Here is an 18,093-nt window from a genome sequence, read left to right as displayed (position 1 = left end):
TTCCCATTACCATCTGTTATATGATTTTCATGAAGAAAAGCCCATGAATATATTCAAAAGAGGTATTATATATGGACGATTTTAAATTAGACAAACCGACTCCTTACTACCTGCAATTTTATAACCAACTGAAAAAAATGATCTTCAACGGAACTTTTAAGCCGGGGGAACGGATAAACGAAACCCAGCTGGCGAAAAGCTTTGGTGTCAGCCGCTCTCCAATAAGGGAAGCCATGCGGCTGCTTGAAAAAGACGGTTTGTTAAAAGCAGATGACCGAAATGGATTTTCTATTACGTCGTTAACGGCAAAAGATGTAGATGAGATTTATAAAATCAGAATTCCGCTGGAGCAGCTGGCAGTTGAGTTAGTCATAGACGAAGCGGATGAGGAAGAGCTTGCCATTCTTGAAAAACAGCTTGAAGAAACAGAAAAAGCCATTCACAACGGAATGGAAGATACGGAAATCATCAGTTTAAACCAAAAGTTTCATGAGCTGCTTGTCGATTTTAGCCATAACAAACATTTGAACAATTTGCTTGAGCATGTAAATGATCTGATTCACTTTTGCAGAATCCTTAATTATACTGGCGACCACCGTGCAGAAACGATACTGAGTGAACACCGCAAAATATTTGAAGAAGTGAAAAAGAAAAACAAAAAAGCAGCCAAACAGTATGTGGAGGCTCATTTCAATCATGACTGTGAGCACTTGAAGCATGTGCTTGAAGAAAGAAAAGAGAATTGATTATTGTGTGATCCGTCCCAAGGGGAATCTTGCCCCTTGGTTTTTTTGCGCTCACTAACATATATAAGGGATTATGGTAATAAGATTTTATGATAGATTGACTAACGAATAATGGGGGTTACACATGTTTATCCATATCGTCCGGCCTGGTGATTCTTTGTTTTCCATAGGCAGAAGATACGATGCTGCTGTTGATCAAATCCGGGGTGTGAATGGGTTAGACGAAACGAATATCGTGCCGGGGCAGGCTCTGCTAATCCCTCTTTATGTATATACAGTGCAGCCGGGAGACACGCTGACCGCCATTGCGGAAAAAGCGTTTGTTCCATTAGAGCGACTGCGGGCCGCAAACCCGGGCATCAGCCCAAATGCTTTGCAAGTCGGAGCAAAAATAACGATCCCTTCTATCTCAAATTACATTGCGGGGACGCTGAGTTTTTATGTGCTCCGAAATCCTGATCTCGATCGGGAGTTAATTAATGACTTTGCGCCATACTCGTCTTCGATTTCGATTTTCGAATACCATATTGCACCTAATGGCGACATTGCAAACCAATTAAATGATAAGGCCGCGATTGAGACAACATGGCAAAGACGAGTCACACCGCTGGCAACGATCACGAATCTCACATCAGAAGGCTTCAGTACGGAGATCGTTCACCAAGTCCTGAACAACCCGACAGCGAGAACCAATCTGGTTAACAATATTTATTATTTAGTTTCCACAAGAGGATATGGGGGGGTGACAATCGATTTTGAACAGGTAAGCGCCGCGGATCGTGATCTATTTACCGGGTTTTTACGTCAGCTGAGAGACCGCCTTCAGGCAGGAGGGTATGTGCTGACGATAGCTGTTCCGGCAAAAACAAGCGATCAGATCCCATGGCTGAGAGGCTACGATTACGGAGGGATTGGAGCAGTTGTCGATTATATGTTTATTATGGCTTATGATTGGCATCATGCAGGAAGTGAGCCGGGCCCGGTAGCGCCGATTACTGAGATCAGGAGAACCATTGAGTTTGCGATTGCGCAGGTGCCGCGCAGAAAAATCATCATCGGAGTCCCTCTTTATGGGTACGACTGGATCATCCCGTACCAGCCGGGAACTGTTGCTTCAGCCATTTCAAATCAAAACGCAATCGAAAGAGCGATGAGGTACCAAACGCCGATCCAATATTCAGCCGAATATCAATCACCTTTTTACCGGTACAGTGATCAAGAAGGGCGGACGCATGAGGTATGGTTTGAAGATGTCAGAAGCATGAGCCGGAAAATGCTGATCGTCCGGGAATACGGATTGCAAGCTATAGGCGCTTGGCAGTTAACCTTGGGTTTCACGCCAGGCCCATGGCTCTTGCGGAAATTTTTTACGATCAGAAAGGTATAAAAAAAGACACCAAAGCCAGGTGTCTTTTCAGGTTTTAGACAAGAGACGCAGAATAATTCAATCATTTGTCCCTTGCATGGCGTTCCGTCCCCATTTTACGATTAGTAGTAGTCTGATCAAACAAAGCGTGTGAGAGGGAGTAGTCAAAATGAAAACAGTATTGATTTTAAATTTCCCCGCGGAAGGCCATGTGAACCCTACTTTAGGCATCACAAAAGCATTTTCCGAAAAGGGGTATGACGTCCATTATATTTCAACTGAAAAATATAAAAAACGATTAGAAGCGGCGGGAGCAACTGTCCATCTACATCAGGATCTGCTGCGAACAACACCTATTCAAATCGCTTCACCCAATGGAATTCTTGAGTTTCTTAAAATCCATATCAAAACCTCGCTGGATATTTTACATATTGTGAAAGACTTATCTAAGAGTATTCAATTTGATTTTGTTTATTATGATAAATTCGGCGCGGGGGAATTGGTGAGGGATTTCTTAGATATTCCTGGAGTCTCTTCATCGGCGTCCTTCCTGTTTGGCGAAGAGCATCTGAAAATCCTGCCTCTGCATCCGGAATCCGGAGCGCCGCTTGAATTGGATCAAGAGTGCGAAGACCTTTTGGCAAAAATGAAAGAAACGTACGGTGTTGCCCCGAAAAACATGGTGCAATTCATGAACAATAAAGGGGAATTAAATGTAGTGTATACAAGCCGTTATTTTCAGCCGGAAAGCGATCGCTTTGGGGATGACTGTCTGTTTATCGGTCCCAGCTTTCCAAAGAGAGCGGAAAAAACAGATTTCCCGATTGAACAGTTAAAAGATGAAAAGGTCATTTATATCTCAATGGGAACTGTTCTGGACAATACGGAAGAATTCTTCAATCACTGTATAGATGCATTTTCCGGCTTCAACGGAAAAGTCGTCATCGCTGCCGGGGAAAAAGCGGATCTGACCAAACTAAAGCAGGCGCCGGAAAACTTTATCATCGCCCCGTATGTCCCTCAGCTTGAAGTGCTGGAGCAAGCTGATGTTTTTATTACACACGGCGGAATGAACAGCGTAAATGAAGGCATTCATTTCAATGTGCCTCTGGTTGTAATGCCCCATGACAAGGATCAGCCGATGGTGGCGCAGCGTCTCTCGGAACTCCATGCAGGCTATGTCATTTCTAAAGATGACGTCGATGTACAAAAATTAAAACAGGGCGTAGATGAGGTTATGCATCACGATCAATATACGGAAGGCATTCAAAAAATCAATCAAAGCTTCCAAGAGTGTATGGACATGGATGAAGTGATGGAGCGGATTGATGAATTGATTGGTCAAAAAAACAAATAAACAACAAACTCCCGTACCTGGTACGGGAGTTCGTCATTTAAAACTCGATTTTGATCTTTTGAGCATCACTGATTTTCTGATGGTTGTGGTCAAAGACGTCACTTGTTGTGATTTCGATCCACTTGATCTCTTTTTCTTTCTTCTTATCATCAGCATCTTCATCATGAGCATGGCCGCTTGATGCATTTACAATAAATCCGAGATTTCCGGACTTTTCTGCTCCGCCTTCCAATTCGCCATTCAACTCTTCAAGATAAATATCTTTGTTCCAATCAAAGGTTTCCCCTGTATTTGTTTTCATCAAGGCAACCGGCGCAACATTTACTTTTTTTGAAGATGTGTTCTTGATGTCAACGAAGACCTTAACGAAATCAAACTCTTCATCGTGTGTTAATACATGAAAATAATCAATCATGCTGTAGTCCGGGCGCAAGTGGATCAGCTTCATTTCTTTTACTGTTAACTCCACGTCGCCAATCTTATAGGTTTGATTCACTTGCTTGATATTCTTTAAAACAGCTTTTCCCTTGTCATCAGAAAACGTTTGGCCCGCCTTCATCAAAGATCGGTCATCGGTGACTTGTGAATTGGGCTGATAATCATCTCTGCTGTCTTTTTGAGATGACGTGCTTTGCGGTGTGGCTTTTACCGCTTGCTCCTCGCCCGCATTTTGTTTTTCTGTATTGACGTTTGATGAGCAGCCCGCAAGCATGACGATAAAAACAGCAATCGAAATAATTCCTCTCATCATGATTCCTCCATTAAAAAGAGAGCCCGTTACTTCATACAAGCAACGGGGCACCTTGTATTCTTTTACTTATCGTTAATCTTAATCTTGTATTGTAAAGCGCTGAAAACTTTTTTCGCGATTTCAGTATTATCAATTTGGCCTGCAAAATCATCGCTTGACGGCCCGTACGCGTAGACGGGAACATCTTCACCAGTATGTCCGCCTGTTGTCCATCCAGTGTGGGAGCGTTTATTGAAAATCTCCTCAATCGCGTTATCGATTTCAAGTACTTCTTTCGTTTTTGCGGCTTTTTCAACAGATTGAATTTCTGATTTAGTTAAAGCCAATTTCTTTTGGTCAATATACGTTTTTAATGTTTTTTCAACACCTGCGCCGTCAGCGATTTTTTCTGCCATAAAATCGGGTGTGCGCTTTGCGGCTTTAATAGGTTCACTGAACCAGTTGTAGATGCCGTCCGCACCGATTGAGTATCCGCCTGTGGAGTGGTCAGCCGTTGCGACAACCAATGTGTGTTTGTCTTTTTTGGCGAAATCAATAGCCGCCTTAAAAGCTTGTTCAAAGTCTTCCATCTCACTCATGGCGGCGACGATATCATTGTCATGTCCCGCCCAGTCAATCTGGCTGCCTTCGACCATGAGGAAGAAACCGTCTTTATCCTTGCTTAATTTTTTAATCGCAGTGTTTGTCATATCTTTTAATGAAGGGATATCCTTCGTACGGTCCATCATTTTAGGCAGGCCGCCGTCAGCGAATAGGCCGAGAACTTGGCTGTCTTTATTTCTAAGCATGCTCTTGCGGTCATCCACATAGCTGTAACCCGCTTTTTTGAATTCCTTGATTAAATCGCGGTCCTTGCGGTCAAAATTGCTTTTTCCTCCGCCAAGAAGCACATCAATTTTGTGCTTGCCGTTTACCATTTCATCAAAATAATCATCGGCAATCGAATTCATGTTTTTCCGGCTGTGATCGTGGGAACCGAAAGAGGCGGGAGTGGCGTGTGTAATTTCTGAAGTAGCCACAAGGCCTGTTGATTTTCCTTTTTCTTTCGCTGCTTCAAGAACCGTCTTGACCTCTGACCCGTCGTTATCCACCGCAATCGCATTGTTATATGTTTTCACTCCAGCTGACATAGCCGTTGCCGCAGCTGCAGAATCTGTTACGTTTTGTTCTGGATCTTCAGGGTAAGTCGTTTGCTGGCCGACAAGGTATTGATCAAAAGCGGTAGGCTCTACAAACTTTGTCTTTTTATTATCCTTTAAGTAACGATAAGCGGACGTATACGACACACCCATACCATCACCAATCAGTACGATCACATTCTTAATTTCGTCTTGATTCCCCTTTTTCTTTTCCTTGGCGCTGGCTTCAGGCACACTGCCTCCGGCTAAGCTGCTGAACGCAATACATGATAAAACCGCGATAGGCAGTAATTTCTTCGGGAATTTTTTCAACTGGATAACCTCCTATAATATATGATCTCAATGACAACCCCATTATATTTTTTAAGTGTTAAGCAAGTATTAATCGATTATAAAGATTAGATTTACAAGAATAAGAGAGTGGGGGACAATGGGGGGCCTTCAGGCTGAGTGAGGATGAGCATATAGAAAAGCTGGATGCCGGGGACAAGGGGGATCAAGAGACTGGGAGATATGACAATTTACAAAAAGAAAGCAGGGACCTCTATAAAAATCCCTGCTTTTATTTAATGATCAAACAAGGTCTTTTCATTAAGGGAAAACTGACTCGCAGTATAATGATCACCTTGCTTCCATTTCACTTCAACCGTAATATCATGGCCTTCAAGCTCATGTTCATCTAATCGCTCCAAAAAAGAAACGGACTTCTCTTTTGCGCTTCCATCGCGGGAAGTGCCGCCGGAATAATCTCGGATGGGGATTTCTGTATCAGAATTCAGCAGAACCTCATCATCTTTTTTTACAATCAGAGATTCCACATAAGTGTTGTCAGCTTTAGCCGTATCACCGATCCAATAAAGATTGCCGCTGTATTCGTTAAGGGCATCTTCATTTTTGGTAAAAACAGCTTCCCAATTCCGATCTTTGCTTTCTCCCCGCCAATTCGGATATTCCAATCGCAGATGATGAATAAGCTGATACGAAAAAAAGATCAAGCAGAAAACCAATAATAGGGATGCCGTGAAAATGAGAGGGTATTTATAAAGACTGGACATAATAAACTCCTATTCGTTTAATTAATTACCTTTGAAAAAAGAATTTCATCCCGGATCAAAATGCCGTTTTCTTCGGTTTGAGCCGCCTCGCTTTTTCAACTGCGTTTGGAAACAATGCGGCAAATTGATAGCCCCTCTTTTGATAAAACGCCATCGGGTACATTATCGTTCGTTGTGATAAGCTTTAGCCATCTTTTCAACCTGCAGCAGTAAAGCTGAGCCGATCCCATTCTTTTCAATAATATTATCTAAATATACAATATATAACGATAAGAAAATAAATATTGAGGTGACGGTATGGAAATCAACGATGTCATTTACGGGCGGCATCATATAGACGGAGTGCTGGAAGAGCTTATCAAAAGCTCGCCGGTGCAACGATTAAAAGGAATCTATCAAGGCGGAGCAAGCTTTTTAGTCAATCAAAAGTGGAATGTGACCCGGTATGAGCACTCCATCGGCGTGATGCTCCTCATCAAAAAGCTTGGAGGAACAATAGAGGAACAGATTGCAGGCCTGCTCCACGATGTGTCACACACCGCTTTTTCTCATGTAATCGATGTTGTCTTTGAAAATGAAGAGGAAGATTATCATGAAAACATCTTTCAACAAGTCATTGTTCACTCTGAGATCCCGGGTATTCTAAAAAAACACGGTTATGAAGCCGAAGAACTTTTATCAGACGATACGAGATGGACATTGCTGGAACAGCCCGCTCCGGAGCTTTGTGCCGATCGGATAGACTATACGCTGCGCGACATGTACCGATATGGACACATTAGCCTGCTCGAAGCGCAAAGCTTTTTAGATCATCTTATTGTGAGAAACGGAAAGACGTTTCCGGATGGTATCGAAGCCGCCGAATGGTTTGTCGGGGTGTATTACATGGAAGTGATTGATTTCTTTTTGAATCCTGTGAATGTATATGGCTATGAATACTTAGCAAGAACGTTGAAGGCTGCGCTGCGGCACAATATCATATCCGCAGAAGATCTGCTAAAAACGGATCAAGAGGTACTCCACATTCTGCATGCATCAAAACATGAAGAAGTAATCAGCTTGCTTAAACATATTCATCCCGGCATCCAAGTAAAAGAAGATGACATCCAGTACGATTTCCATCAAAAGAAGAAAATGCGTCTCATCGATCCATCCATTTTTCATGAAGATGAATGGATCAAAGCCTCAGACGTTTCTGAAAAGGTGAGAAAGATGGGGAAGGCGGCTTATCAAAAAGCAAAAAAAGGTGTGTATATAAAAGTGTTGCATCACTAGTTGCCGCGTGACAGCGGCTTTTTTCATGTTTGGCTATGTAAATCAAGGGGAATAGGACAAACTGTGGGATCGTTTTATGAGAATATCAGCGTATTTACATACCGTTCGGGGGTATAGTATTATCGAAAGGACATATTTGCTTGCAGTTATTCGTTTTATTGTCTGCTGGCAAAAATAACAGTAAAAAATGAAGCAAAGGAGAATGAACATGAAACTCTCTAAAAAAGCACTGGGAATCCTGATGTTATCTCTTGTTTTTGTTTTATCAGCATGCGGCAATAACAATAGCACAAAAGAAAATAAACATGAAAATCATTCAGATTCATCATCACATGAAGAAATGGACCATTCCGGATCAGCTGACGTACCAGAGGGATTACAGGAATCTAAAAATCCGAAATATAAAGTAGGCAGCCAAGTGATCATCAATGCATCTCATATGAAAGGCATGAAAGGTGCCGAAGCTACAGTGACAGGCGCCTATGACACAACGGCGTATGTTGTCTCTTACACTCCGACAAACGGAGGACAGCGTGTAGATCATCACAAATGGGTGATCCAAGAAGAAATCAAAGATGCGGGAGAGAAAACTTTAAACCCCGGAGATCAGGTGATCTTAGAGGCTTCTCATATGAAAGGCATGAAGGGAGCAACAGCCGAGATCGATTCCGCCGAAAAAACAACCGTATACATGGTTGACTATACATCGACAACTAGCGGTGAAAAAGTGAAAAACCACAAATGGGTCACCGAAGACGAGCTTTCAGCTAAATCATAAAAAATCCTCCTTTTACAAGGAGGATTTTCAGCGTGTCGACAAACCCTAGCATTCGTTGTCAAGCCTGTGCGTTGGTGCTCACGAATTAGGACATTCGCTCCGCTCCAATGCTCGCCTTTCCTAGACTTCAAGGGTTTTCAACCACGCTGAAAAGATGACAAAATCCTAAAACTAAACCGTTTTAGGATTTTGTCAACAATCTGAAATCCTCTTTTTACAAGGAGGATTTTTTTGCTGTCTGGACAGGTCTTGTTAAAGAAATTAAGGCAAACAGGACAGCGATAATGACAATCGATCCGCCGCACCAGGCCGTTGAGACAACACTATCCGTCTGATTCAAAACAACACCGCCAATGGCTGAGCCAAGGGCAATTCCGACTTGGAGAGCAGACGTATTAAAGCTTTGCTGAATGTCAGACGAATCTGGCGCAATTTCTATCAAATAGCTTTGCTGAGCCGGGGCGAGGCTCCAGCTCAGAAGTCCCCAAATCACCATGACAGGCAAAAAGAAAATCATAGATGACGTTGACAGCGGCAGTAAGAACATAATGATGGCGAAGGAACCGGTCACCAGCAAAATGCTCTTAAACGAACCAAGCCGGTCAGAAAGCGCTCCTCCGAAAGGACCTCCGCACACAGCAGATATCCCGAAAAGGAAATAACAAATGCTGACCCAGAAAGAGCCCAGGTGAAGAGTTTCTTCCAAAAACGGCGCAAAGTAGGCGTATAGCGTGTAGTGCCCCGCTAAAGTAAACATCGTGACAAGGTGTGAACTCGCGATTTTCAGATTGCCAATCGTCTTGAGTTGATCTCGGAAAGGTATCATTTTTTCCGTCGGTATCTTTTCAAAGAAGATTGAAATAACCAGCATGGAGACTAGCGCCAAAAGTCCAATGCCAAGGAATAAAATGCGCCATCCAAAGGAATCACTGATTAAGATTCCGAGCGGCACACCTAATGCGATAGCAGAACTGAATCCCATAAAAATAATGCCGATTGCGCGCGCTCTGTATTCAGGCGCTACAATTTTCGGGGCAATCGTTAAGGAAAGTACAACAATCAGCCCCGTACTCATCGCAGCCAATACCCTTGACACCATCAGCGTTGCAAAATTAGGGCTGAAATAGGCCACAAGATTGCTAAGGAAGAAAACAAATAAGGAAATTAAATATAAACGCTTCCGCTCAATCTTCGCAGTCAATGCCAAAAGCAGAGGCCCTGACACTGCATAGCCAAGCGCAAACACACTGATCAGCTGCCCGGCTGAGACAATGGAAATATCTAAATCATTTGCGATCTGAGGAAGAATTCCTCCCACAATTAACTCAACCAATCCGACTGCAATTGTAGAAGCTGCAAGCAGGAAAACTTTAAAATTCATAACAAACTCCTTTACTAAAATGTTTTGACAAATAAAAAAATCCTGATTACAAAAAATGTCATAAACAATTTTTGTAATCAGGATTTTACGGTTCCTGGTAGACACCCTCAAACCATATTATTGAGGTTATACAAGTGATCATAGCTATTCAATTGATTCGTTTCTGTTGATGAGTGTAACACATTATGAATGAATCTTCCATAGAAAAATGTACAAGCGATGAACTGTACCAATATATGATTATATTTATTTTTTAAAAGTATAGACATTTAAAAAATAATGACTATAATAATGATTGTAAGCGTTTTAATCACAAGGGGGGATAGCAGTTGAAAAAAATATTACTTGCGTGCAGTTCAGGAATGTCCACCAGTTTATTGGTGACAAAAATGAAGGAATACGCACAATCCATCGGAGAGGAAGCAGAGATTTGGGCTGTCGGCCAAGATAAGGCGAAAGAAGACATGAGAAAAGCGGATGCCGTTTTGATCGGACCGCAAATGAGCTTTCTGAAAAGCGAACTGCAAAAAGAGGCGGATCAATACAATATTCGAGTTGAAGTTATTGACATGATGGCCTACGGAATGGCAGATGGCAAAAAAGCGTATGAGCAGGCAGTGTCATTAATGGAGAATCAATAATGGAGCACATAAAAATCACGGATTTAACAGACGAACAAATCAGTTTTCAGCTTATCCTGCACAGCGGGAATGCCCGCAGCTGCATCATACAATCACTGCGCGCCTACAAGGAAGGGAACAAGGAAGAGGCGGATGCCCTCATTGCCAAGGCGGAGCGGGATTTATCCGCGGCCCATGACATTCACTTTCAAATGATACAGAAAGAATCAGGCGGGGAAGCGGCGGATTTCTCCTTGCTGCTCATGCATTCGGAGGATCACCTGATGTCAACATTGACCATGAAAGAATTAGTGAAAGAACTGCTTGATCTCTTTCAAACAAAGAATCTATAAAAAATCGGGGTGGATAGGGTGTTCGAGAAAATCAGCCAATTCCTTGTTCCAATTGCAGGGAGGTTAAACAATAACCGCTATTTGCAAGTGCTGCGAGATGCGTTTATGCTGGCCTTCCCGCTTACGATATTCGGATCCATTTTTGTGGTGTTAACGAACTTGCCGTTCTTAAACAAAATTATGAATGCGTCAATGCTTACATCGTTTCAGTCTCAATTCGGCATTGCCTCCACGGCGACTATGGGCATTATGTCTGTCTTTGTCGTGTTCGGGATAGGCTATTACCTGTCAAAAAGCTATCAAGTCGAAGCCGTATTTGGGGGCGCGATCGCTTTGGTGTCCTTTTTGCTCTTAACGCCTTTTATCGTTCAACCGGAAACAGGGGATGCCATTACAGGGGTTATCCCGGTCGATCGTCTCGGTGCAAAAGGGATGTTTCTTGGTATGATTACGGCATTTCTTTCTGCTGAAGTCTACAGAAGAATCGTTCAAAAAAACCTGACGATCAAAATGCCTGCGGGTGTTCCGCCTGCTGTGGCAAAATCATTCGCCGCACTTATTCCGGCATTTATTACATTGACCGTGTTTTTGCTGATTAACGTTCTGGTGACGCAGCTATTTAAAACAAATATGCACGACGTCATTTATCATGCGATTCAGGCTCCGCTTGTCGGACTTGGAAGCGGTATCATTCCGACGCTGATTGCCGTGTTTTTCATTCAAATCCTTTGGTTTTTCGGGCTGCACGGACAGATTATTATCAACTCCGTGATGGACCCGATTTGGAATACACTGCAGGTAGAAAACCTTTCTGCTTACACGGCGGGAAAAGAAATCCCTCATATTATTTCAAAACCGTTTATGGAGATTTATACAGTAGGCATGGGCGGAACCGGGATGACGCTTGCGATTGTCTTTACCATTCTCATATTCATGAAAAGCAGGCAGATGAAACAAGTATCAAAACTTGGCCTTGCTCCCGGTATTTTTAACGTAAACGAACCAATTATCTTCGGGCTTCCGATTGTCATGAATCCGATCATTATTGTGCCTTGGGTTTTGGCGCCGATGGTTGTTACGCTCGTCACCTATCTGGCCATGTCAGCGGGGCTCGTTCCGCCTCCGACTGGTGTTACGGTGCCGTGGACGGTTCCTTTATTCATTAATGGCATCATGGCGACGAACTCGATCATGGGGGGCGTGATGCAGCTTGTCAATCTGCTGATTGTCTTCGTGATTTGGTTTCCGTTCCTAAAAGCAATGGATAAATTAAATCTGGCAAAAGAAAAAGAACAGGCTGTCCAGGAAACAGCTGCTCAGCAAAATGATAACAGTATCAAAATGTGACATAAGGGGAGAGAGACTTGGCACAAACAGAACAATATCGTTTTCCAAAAGATTTTTGGTGGGGGTCATCCGCTTCAGCAACACAAACGGAGGGTGCCGCCGATAGAGACGGAAAAGGGCAGAATATATGGGATTACTGGTTTGAAAAAGAACCGCATCGCTTTTTTGATCATGTCGGGCCCGCAGCGACATCTCAATTTTACGACAATTATAAAGAAGATATCAGGCTGATGAAGGAGCTTGGCCACAACTCGTTCCGGATGTCGATTTCCTGGTCGCGTTTAATACCGGATGGAACAGGAGAGGTCAATGCCAAAGCTGAAGATTTCTATAAGAGAGTCATTGATGAGCTGATCGCGAACGGAATAGAGCCTTTTGTCAATTTGTTTCATTTCGATATGCCGATGGAGCTTCAAAAAATCGGCGGCTGGGTAAACAGAGAAACGGTTGACGCTTATGAAAACTATGCGAGAACGTGTTTTCGTTTATTTGGAGACCGGGTGAAAAAATGGTTCACGCATAATGAACCGATCGTCCCCGTAGAAGGCGGATACTTATATGATTTCCATTATCCAAACAAGGTCGATTTTAAAGAGGCTGTCCAGGTCGGTTTTCATACGATGCTATCGAGTGCACGTGCGATTCAGGCTTACAAGGGGATGAAGCAGGACGGAAAAATCGGCATCATTTTAAATTTGACACCGTCCTATCCGAGAAGCAGCCATCCGGCGGATGTGAAAGCGGGAGAAATAGCAGACGCGTTTTTTAACAGATCCTTTTTAGACCCATCTGTTAAAGGAGAATTTCCAAAAGAGCTGGTTGACATTTTAAAGAGCGAAGGCTTTGTTCCTGACTATAAGAAAGAAGATCTTGAGGTCATCAAACACAATACGGTTGATCTGTTGGGGGTGAATTATTACCAGCCGAGACGTGTAAAAGCAAAAGAACATCTTCCGAACCCCGACTCTCCTTTTTTGCCGGACAGGTATTTTGACCCTTACGTCATGCCGGGCCGCAAAATGAATCCGCATCGCGGCTGGGAGATCTACGAAAAAGGCGTTTATGATATTTTGATCAATCTAAAAGAAAACTACGGGAACATCGAGTGCTTTATTTCTGAAAACGGCATGGGGGTCGAAGGCGAGGAACGCTTCAAGGATGAGCAAGGCATCATTCAAGATAATTACCGGATTGAATTTATAAAAGAACACCTTAAATGGATTCACCGCGCCATACAGGAAGGGTCAAACGTAAAAGGCTATCACCTATGGACGTTTATGGACAACTGGTCTTGGACCAATGCTTATAAAAACCGATATGGGTTTGTATCAGTCAATCTCGAGAAAGACGGGGAAAGGACCATCAAAAAAAGCGGAAAATGGTTCAAGGAGATTGTTGAGCAAAACGGTTTCTAAATTTACAGATCTTCCGGCAATTATCATGATGATTAGAGTCCACGATCAGCCGCAACATTGATGAAATAGGCAAAAGAACTTATGATATCCGTAAAAGCTTATGTGATATCAAACTCTAACAGCTGCCGGAGGAGACCAATGAATAAATACGAAATCATTGCAAATGAAATGAGAAATAGAATCAAAAATAACGTCTATCCGATCGATCAGCCGATTCCCGATGAAGTATCTCTTGCGAAAGAGTTCAACTCAAGCCGCATGACGATGAAAAGAGCTTTGGATAATTTAGTTGCCGAAGGGCTGCTGTTCAGAAAACGAGGGCATGGCACGTTTATTATTCAATCAGCGATACAGGATGACCATGTCCATGTGGTCAGCAATGAAATCCTCGGATTGACCAACTTGCTGAAAGATAAGAAAATCAAAAGCAAGGTCATTCAGTTTGAAGTGCAATTTCCCACAGAGGAAGTGGCCGCCCATTTGTCTATTGATCAGAAAACACCTGTTTATTATGTCGTACGGCTGCGGATTGTAGAGGGCGAGCCCTATGTATTGGAAAAAACATATATGCCGACTCATTTAATACCGGGCATTAATGACGATGTCCTTCATGATTCGATCTACAACCACATCACAAACGAGCTGCAGCTCAAAATCGCCGGAACACACCGGAAAATCAGAGCCTGCAAATCTGATCATATTGACCAGCAGCATCTGGGCTGCAAAAAGGATGATCCAATTCTGGAAGTCGAACATGTGGGCTTCTTAGATAACGGCATTCCATTTGAATATTCCTTTTCCCGTCATCGTCATGACAAATTTGTCGTCACTTCGGTAAACATACGGCGCTGATCGCGGAGATAACAAGGAGGCCATCTGAATGCTTGGCGGTATTGAAGCAGGCGGCACAAAGTTTATTTGTGCCGTCGGTAAAGAAGATGGAACGATCATTGACCGAGTTGAGATCCCTACAACGATGCCGGATGAAACGATAGAGAAAGTGATTCAATATTTTCGCCAATTCTCATTACAGGCTATCGGCATCGGTTCCTTTGGTCCCGTTGATACCGATAAAACCAGTAAAACATACGGAACCATTATGGCCACGCCGAAAGACGGATGGAGACACTATCCCTTTTTGCAAACCGTTAAAAATGAAATGAAAATCCCAGTCGGATTTCATACGGATGTCAACGCTGCGGCGCTGGGTGAATTCCTTTTCGGTGAAGCGAAGGGCCTAGACAGCTGCCTGTATATAACGATTGGAACTGGCATTGGTGCAGGAGCAATTGTAGAGGGCCGGCTCCTTCAGGGGCTGTCACATCCAGAGATGGGCCATATTTATATCCGGCGGCACCCGGATGATGTATACCAAGGGAAGTGCCCGTATCATAAGGATTGCTTTGAAGGCCTGGCTTCTGGTCCCGCCATAGAAGCGCGCTGGGGAAAAAAAGCTGCTGATTTATCAGATATAACCCAAGTTTGGGAACTGGAAGGGTACTATATTGCCCAAGCGCTGTCTCAATATATTTTGATCCTTGCGCCTGAAAAAATCATTCTTGGCGGCGGCGTGATGAATCAGCGACAGGTGTTTGCTTATATTTATCAATACGTACCGAAAATCATGAACAGTTATCTTGATTTTTCTGAATTGTCAGAAAGTATAAGTGATTATATTGTACCTCCATGTTTAGGCGGTAACGCCGGAATCATCGGCACGTTTGTTTTAGCGGATCAGGCCTTACAAGAAGCATCAGCATCCGGGGAGGTGCGGTCATGAAGCACCCTTTATTTTTGGAGCCTGTCTTTAAAGAAAGAATATGGGGAGGAACAAAGCTTCGTGACGCTTTCGGCTACGCGATCCCCTCGGAAAAAACAGGTGAGTGCTGGGCCGTTTCTGCACATGCCCATGGCTCGTCGGCTGTTAAAAACGGCCCGCTGGCAGGAAAGACACTTGACCAAGTATGGCAGGATCATCCGGAGATTTTCGGTTTTCCAGATGGAAGGGTTTTTCCTCTGTTGGTAAAGCTGCTGGACGCCAATATGGATCTCTCCGTGCAAGTACATCCTGATGATGATTATGCGATACTGCACGAAAACGGCGATCTCGGCAAAACGGAGTGCTGGTATATTATTGATTGCAAAGATGACGCCGAAATGATTTTGGGCCATCACGCAAGCACAAAGGAAGAGTTCAGACAAAGAATGGAAAGCGGCGATTGGAACGGGCTGCTGAGACGCCTCAAAATCAAGCCCGGAGATTTCTTTTATGTCCCAAGCGGTACGCTCCATGCTTTATGTGAGGGAACCCTTATCCTTGAAATCCAGCAAAACTCTGATACAACGTATCGCGTTTACGATTATGACCGCTGCGATGATAAAGGCCAAAAAAGAACTCTCCATATAGAAAAAGCCATGGAAGTCATAACGATACCGCATATTGATACAGTGCATACACCGGCAGTGAAAGAAGTCGGTAATGCCGTAATTACTGTTTATGTACAATCGGATGATTTCTCCGTGTACAAATGGAAGATTAGCGGCCGAGCTGTTTTTCTTTCTCATCAAACCTATTTGCTGGGGAGTGTCCTGAATGGATCAGGCCGAATCGTAAATAATGATATTCAGTATGAGTGTAATGCAGGCTCACACTTTATTCTGCCTGCGCATTTTGGCGAGTTTTCAATAGAAGGAACGTGTGAGTTGATAATATCTCATCCTTAATGAATGGGGGAATTGCATTGTTTAAGAAACATACGATTTGTTTGCTCATCTTATTTTTACTTGTGTCTGCTGCTTTGGCAAAACCAATTGAAGCGCATACTGTGCCGCCTGTTAATCCTAATGCACAGCAGACAACAAAAGAAGTAATGAATTGGCTTGCGCATCTGCCGAATCGAACAGAAAACAGAGCCCTTTCCGGAGCGTTTGGAGGCTATAGTCATGACACATTCTCTATGACTGAAGCTGAAAGAATTCGAAACGCTTCGGGACAATCACCTGCTATTTACGGCTGTGATTATGCCAGAGGATGGCTTGACACTGCAAATATTGAAGATTCGATAGATGTAAGCTGCAACAGAGATCTGCTATCGTATTGGAAAAGCGGGGGAATTCCGCAAATCAGTCTGCACCTGGCGAATCCGGCTTTTCAATCAGGACATTTTAAAACATCAATTACAAACGATCAGTATAAAAAAATATTAGATTCTTCAACAGTGGAAGGGAAGCGGCTGAATGCCATGCTCAGCAAAATTGCTGACGGACTTCAAGAACTGGAGAACCAAGGCGTGCCTGTTCTGTTCAGGCCGCTGCATGAAATGAACGGTGAATGGTTTTGGTGGGGACTTACTTCATATAATCAAAAGGATAATGAAAGAATCTCCCTCTATAAACAGCTCTATAAAAAAATCTATCATTATATGACCGACACAAGAGGACTTGACCATTTGCTTTGGGTTTACTCCCCCGATGCCAACCGAGATTTTAAAACCGATTTCTACCCGGGTGCGTCTTACGTGGATATTGTCGGATTAGATGCGTATTTTCAAGATGCCTATTCGATTAACGGATACGATCAGCTAACGGCGCTTAACAAACCATTCGCCTTTACAGAAGTTGGCCCTCAAACAGCAAACGGCAGCTTTGATTACAGCCTGTTGATCAATGCAATAAAACAAAAATATCCTAAAACCATTTACTTTCTGGCATGGAATGATGAGTGGAGCCCAGCTGCAAACAAGGGTGCTTCAGCTTTATATAACGACAGCTGGACACTTAATAAGGGAGAGATATGGAACGGTGATTCTTTAACGCCTATTGTTGAATGAATAGGAAGCATTGTACACTTTAAGAAGGTGCTCATGAATGTCTTGAGCATCTTCACACCCTGATCAGGCATTCATATCTATTTGTAAGATCAGATAAAGTATACATCTAACAAAGCGTGAAAGAATGAAATAAAAAAATGTAGAAAAGGTGTTGACCTAATAAAATACACATGGTATATTATTAAACGTCGCTGATGAACAGCACACAACAACACGAAAAACAAAAAAAGTTTTTCTAAGGTGTTTACAAGTTTTAAAAAACGTGTATAATAAGTGAAGTCGAATTAAAAAAGATTCGATTAACGAAAAAACATTCTTAAAAAACTTCTTGACTTCAACATCAAATGATAGTATGATAGTTAAGTCGCTTGATAAGCGCCCGTAGCTCAATTGGATAGAGCGTTTGACTACGGATCAAAAGGTTAGGGGTTCGACTCCTCTCGGGCGCGCCATTATAAAATACCACGCGGGTGTAGTTTAGTGGTAAAACCTCAGCCTTCCAAGCTGATGTCGTGAGTTCGATTCTCATCACCCGCTCCATTATTGAATGATCTTTGAAAACTAAACAAGACAAAACGTACCTGTTAATTCATTTTTTTATAAATCGCACAGCGATGTGCGTAGTCAGTCAAACTAGACCTGCACGACGCAGGTCACGCAGGTGTCATCGCAGGATGCGA

General features: G+C 43.0%; 16 protein-coding genes, 2 tRNA genes, 2 pseudogenes and 1 riboswitch. Of the genes and pseudogenes, 15 read left to right on the top strand and 5 right to left on the bottom strand.

The annotated features are described in order from the left end of the window. Window positions 1-71 precede the first annotated feature (71 nt). From V6D44_RS16915 to V6D44_RS16905, 3 genes are all read left to right on the top strand, one after another. Window positions 72-746 carry a GntR family transcriptional regulator gene (locus V6D44_RS16915; RefSeq protein ID WP_087993583.1) on the top strand — a complete coding sequence of 225 codons (675 nt, stop codon included), beginning with the start codon at window positions 72-74 and terminating at the stop codon, window positions 744-746. 124 nt (window positions 747-870) lie between these two features. Next, window positions 871-2,133 (top strand): glycoside hydrolase family 18 protein, encoded by a 1,263-nt coding sequence (locus V6D44_RS16910; RefSeq protein ID WP_087993584.1) that lies wholly within the window; start codon window positions 871-873, stop codon window positions 2,131-2,133. A gap of 148 nt (window positions 2,134-2,281) precedes the next feature. Then, window positions 2,282-3,469, top strand: a complete 1,188-nt coding sequence (locus V6D44_RS16905) for a macrolide family glycosyltransferase (protein ID WP_087993585.1) — start codon at window positions 2,282-2,284, stop codon at window positions 3,467-3,469. A gap of 37 nt (window positions 3,470-3,506) precedes the next feature. Here V6D44_RS16905 and V6D44_RS16900 read toward each other — a convergent pair whose 3' ends face one another. The 4 genes and pseudogenes from V6D44_RS16900 to V6D44_RS16885 all read right to left on the bottom strand — a co-directional run. Next, window positions 3,507-4,217, bottom strand: a complete 711-nt coding sequence (locus V6D44_RS16900; RefSeq protein ID WP_087993586.1) for a DUF4352 domain-containing protein — start codon at window positions 4,215-4,217, stop codon at window positions 3,507-3,509. 65 nt (window positions 4,218-4,282) lie between these two features. Further along, on the bottom strand, window positions 4,283-5,671 hold the full coding sequence (gene phoB, locus V6D44_RS16895) for an alkaline phosphatase PhoB (protein ID WP_087993587.1): 1,389 nt from the start codon (window positions 5,669-5,671) through the stop codon (window positions 4,283-4,285). Window positions 5,672-5,925: 254 nt separating this feature from the next. After that, window positions 5,926-6,414: a DUF4944 domain-containing protein gene (locus tag V6D44_RS16890; RefSeq protein ID WP_087993588.1), complete on the bottom strand. Its 489-nt coding sequence runs from the start codon at window positions 6,412-6,414 to the stop codon at window positions 5,926-5,928. Window positions 6,415-6,431: 17 nt separating this feature from the next. After that, window positions 6,432-6,675: pseudogene (locus V6D44_RS16885) on the bottom strand (GNAT family N-acetyltransferase); the annotation flags it as partial. Window positions 6,676-6,711: 36 nt separating this feature from the next. Between V6D44_RS16885 and V6D44_RS16880 the strand changes: the two are divergent. Together V6D44_RS16880 and V6D44_RS16875 are read left to right on the top strand one after the other, a co-directional pair. Beyond that, window positions 6,712-7,689 (top strand): HD domain-containing protein, encoded by a 978-nt coding sequence (locus V6D44_RS16880; RefSeq protein WP_087993589.1) that lies wholly within the window; start codon window positions 6,712-6,714, stop codon window positions 7,687-7,689. A gap of 158 nt (window positions 7,690-7,847) precedes the next feature. After that, a pseudogene (locus V6D44_RS16875) lies at window positions 7,848-8,467 on the top strand (YdhK family protein). A 214-nt stretch (window positions 8,468-8,681) separates the two neighbouring features. On the opposite strand, the gene pbuE reads toward V6D44_RS16875, so the two are convergent. Continuing rightward, complete coding sequence (gene pbuE, locus V6D44_RS16870; protein ID WP_087993601.1) at window positions 8,682-9,848, bottom strand: purine transporter PbuE; 1,167 nt, start codon at window positions 9,846-9,848, stop codon at window positions 8,682-8,684. A gap of 54 nt (window positions 9,849-9,902) precedes the next feature. Then, window positions 9,903-10,002, bottom strand: a riboswitch (purine riboswitch). Between the two features lie 175 nt (window positions 10,003-10,177). On the opposite strand from pbuE, the gene V6D44_RS16865 reads away from it, so the two are divergent. From V6D44_RS16865 to V6D44_RS16820, 10 genes are all read left to right on the top strand, one after another. Then, window positions 10,178-10,489: a PTS sugar transporter subunit IIB gene (locus V6D44_RS16865; protein WP_087993591.1), complete on the top strand. Its 312-nt coding sequence runs from the start codon at window positions 10,178-10,180 to the stop codon at window positions 10,487-10,489. Further along, window positions 10,489-10,821: a PTS lactose/cellobiose transporter subunit IIA gene (locus tag V6D44_RS16860; RefSeq protein WP_087993592.1), complete on the top strand. Its 333-nt coding sequence runs from the start codon at window positions 10,489-10,491 to the stop codon at window positions 10,819-10,821. The genes V6D44_RS16865 and V6D44_RS16860 overlap by 1 nt, the downstream gene beginning before the upstream one ends. A gap of 18 nt (window positions 10,822-10,839) precedes the next feature. After that, window positions 10,840-12,168: a PTS cellobiose transporter subunit IIC gene (celB, locus tag V6D44_RS16855; RefSeq protein ID WP_202329034.1), complete on the top strand. Its 1,329-nt coding sequence runs from the start codon at window positions 10,840-10,842 to the stop codon at window positions 12,166-12,168. A 17-nt stretch (window positions 12,169-12,185) separates the two neighbouring features. Then, complete coding sequence (locus V6D44_RS16850; RefSeq protein ID WP_333516752.1) at window positions 12,186-13,583, top strand: glycoside hydrolase family 1 protein; 1,398 nt, start codon at window positions 12,186-12,188, stop codon at window positions 13,581-13,583. A 138-nt stretch (window positions 13,584-13,721) separates the two neighbouring features. Next, on the top strand, window positions 13,722-14,435 hold the full coding sequence (gene gmuR / locus V6D44_RS16845; RefSeq protein WP_148964486.1) for a transcriptional regulator GmuR: 714 nt from the start codon (window positions 13,722-13,724) through the stop codon (window positions 14,433-14,435). A 28-nt stretch (window positions 14,436-14,463) separates the two neighbouring features. Next, the gene (locus tag V6D44_RS16840) at window positions 14,464-15,363 is read left to right on the top strand and encodes an ROK family protein (RefSeq protein ID WP_253268861.1); all 900 of its coding nucleotides are present in this window, start codon (window positions 14,464-14,466) and stop codon (window positions 15,361-15,363) included. Further along, window positions 15,360-16,307: a mannose-6-phosphate isomerase, class I gene (manA, locus tag V6D44_RS16835; RefSeq protein WP_202329048.1), complete on the top strand. Its 948-nt coding sequence runs from the start codon at window positions 15,360-15,362 to the stop codon at window positions 16,305-16,307. The genes V6D44_RS16840 and manA overlap by 4 nt, the downstream gene beginning before the upstream one ends. A 17-nt stretch (window positions 16,308-16,324) precedes the next feature. Then, window positions 16,325-17,413 (top strand): mannan endo-1,4-beta-mannosidase, encoded by a 1,089-nt coding sequence (gene gmuG, locus V6D44_RS16830; protein ID WP_253268862.1) that lies wholly within the window; start codon window positions 16,325-16,327, stop codon window positions 17,411-17,413. Between the two features lie 375 nt (window positions 17,414-17,788). Further along, window positions 17,789-17,865: transfer RNA gene (locus tag V6D44_RS16825), tRNA-Arg, on the top strand. 14 nt (window positions 17,866-17,879) lie between these two features. Continuing rightward, window positions 17,880-17,953, top strand: a tRNA-Gly gene (locus tag V6D44_RS16820). Window positions 17,954-18,093 lie beyond the last annotated feature (140 nt).

Origin of the sequence: Bacillus sp. 0209A, assembly GCF_036765095.1 — a bacterium.
Taxonomy (GTDB): Bacteria; Bacillota; Bacilli; order Bacillales; family Bacillaceae; genus Bacillus; species Bacillus subtilis_G.
The sequence above is the reverse complement of the archived record's forward strand: the minus strand, read 5'-3'. Positions and strand labels throughout refer to the sequence as shown.

What these genes read in the sequence shown, in the direction of transcription:
- V6D44_RS16915 (WP_087993583.1), top strand. Translation starts at nt 72, where the DNA reads ATGGACGATTTTAAATTAGACAAACCGACTCCTTACTACCTGCAATTT.
- V6D44_RS16910 (WP_087993584.1), top strand. Translation starts at nt 871, where the DNA reads ATGTTTATCCATATCGTCCGGCCTGGTGATTCTTTGTTTTCCATAGGC.
- V6D44_RS16905 (WP_087993585.1), top strand. Translation starts at nt 2,282, where the DNA reads ATGAAAACAGTATTGATTTTAAATTTCCCCGCGGAAGGCCATGTGAAC.
- V6D44_RS16900 (WP_087993586.1), bottom strand. Translation starts at nt 4,217, where the DNA reads ATGAGAGGAATTATTTCGATTGCTGTTTTTATCGTCATGCTTGCGGGC.
- V6D44_RS16890 (WP_087993588.1), bottom strand. Translation starts at nt 6,414, where the DNA reads ATGTCCAGTCTTTATAAATACCCTCTCATTTTCACGGCATCCCTATTA.
- V6D44_RS16880 (WP_087993589.1), top strand. Translation starts at nt 6,712, where the DNA reads ATGGAAATCAACGATGTCATTTACGGGCGGCATCATATAGACGGAGTG.
- pbuE (WP_087993601.1), bottom strand. Translation starts at nt 9,848, where the DNA reads ATGAATTTTAAAGTTTTCCTGCTTGCAGCTTCTACAATTGCAGTCGGA.
- V6D44_RS16860 (WP_087993592.1), top strand. Translation starts at nt 10,489, where the DNA reads ATGGAGCACATAAAAATCACGGATTTAACAGACGAACAAATCAGTTTT.
- gmuR (WP_148964486.1), top strand. Translation starts at nt 13,722, where the DNA reads ATGAATAAATACGAAATCATTGCAAATGAAATGAGAAATAGAATCAAA.
- V6D44_RS16840 (WP_253268861.1), top strand. Translation starts at nt 14,464, where the DNA reads ATGCTTGGCGGTATTGAAGCAGGCGGCACAAAGTTTATTTGTGCCGTC.
- manA (WP_202329048.1), top strand. Translation starts at nt 15,360, where the DNA reads ATGAAGCACCCTTTATTTTTGGAGCCTGTCTTTAAAGAAAGAATATGG.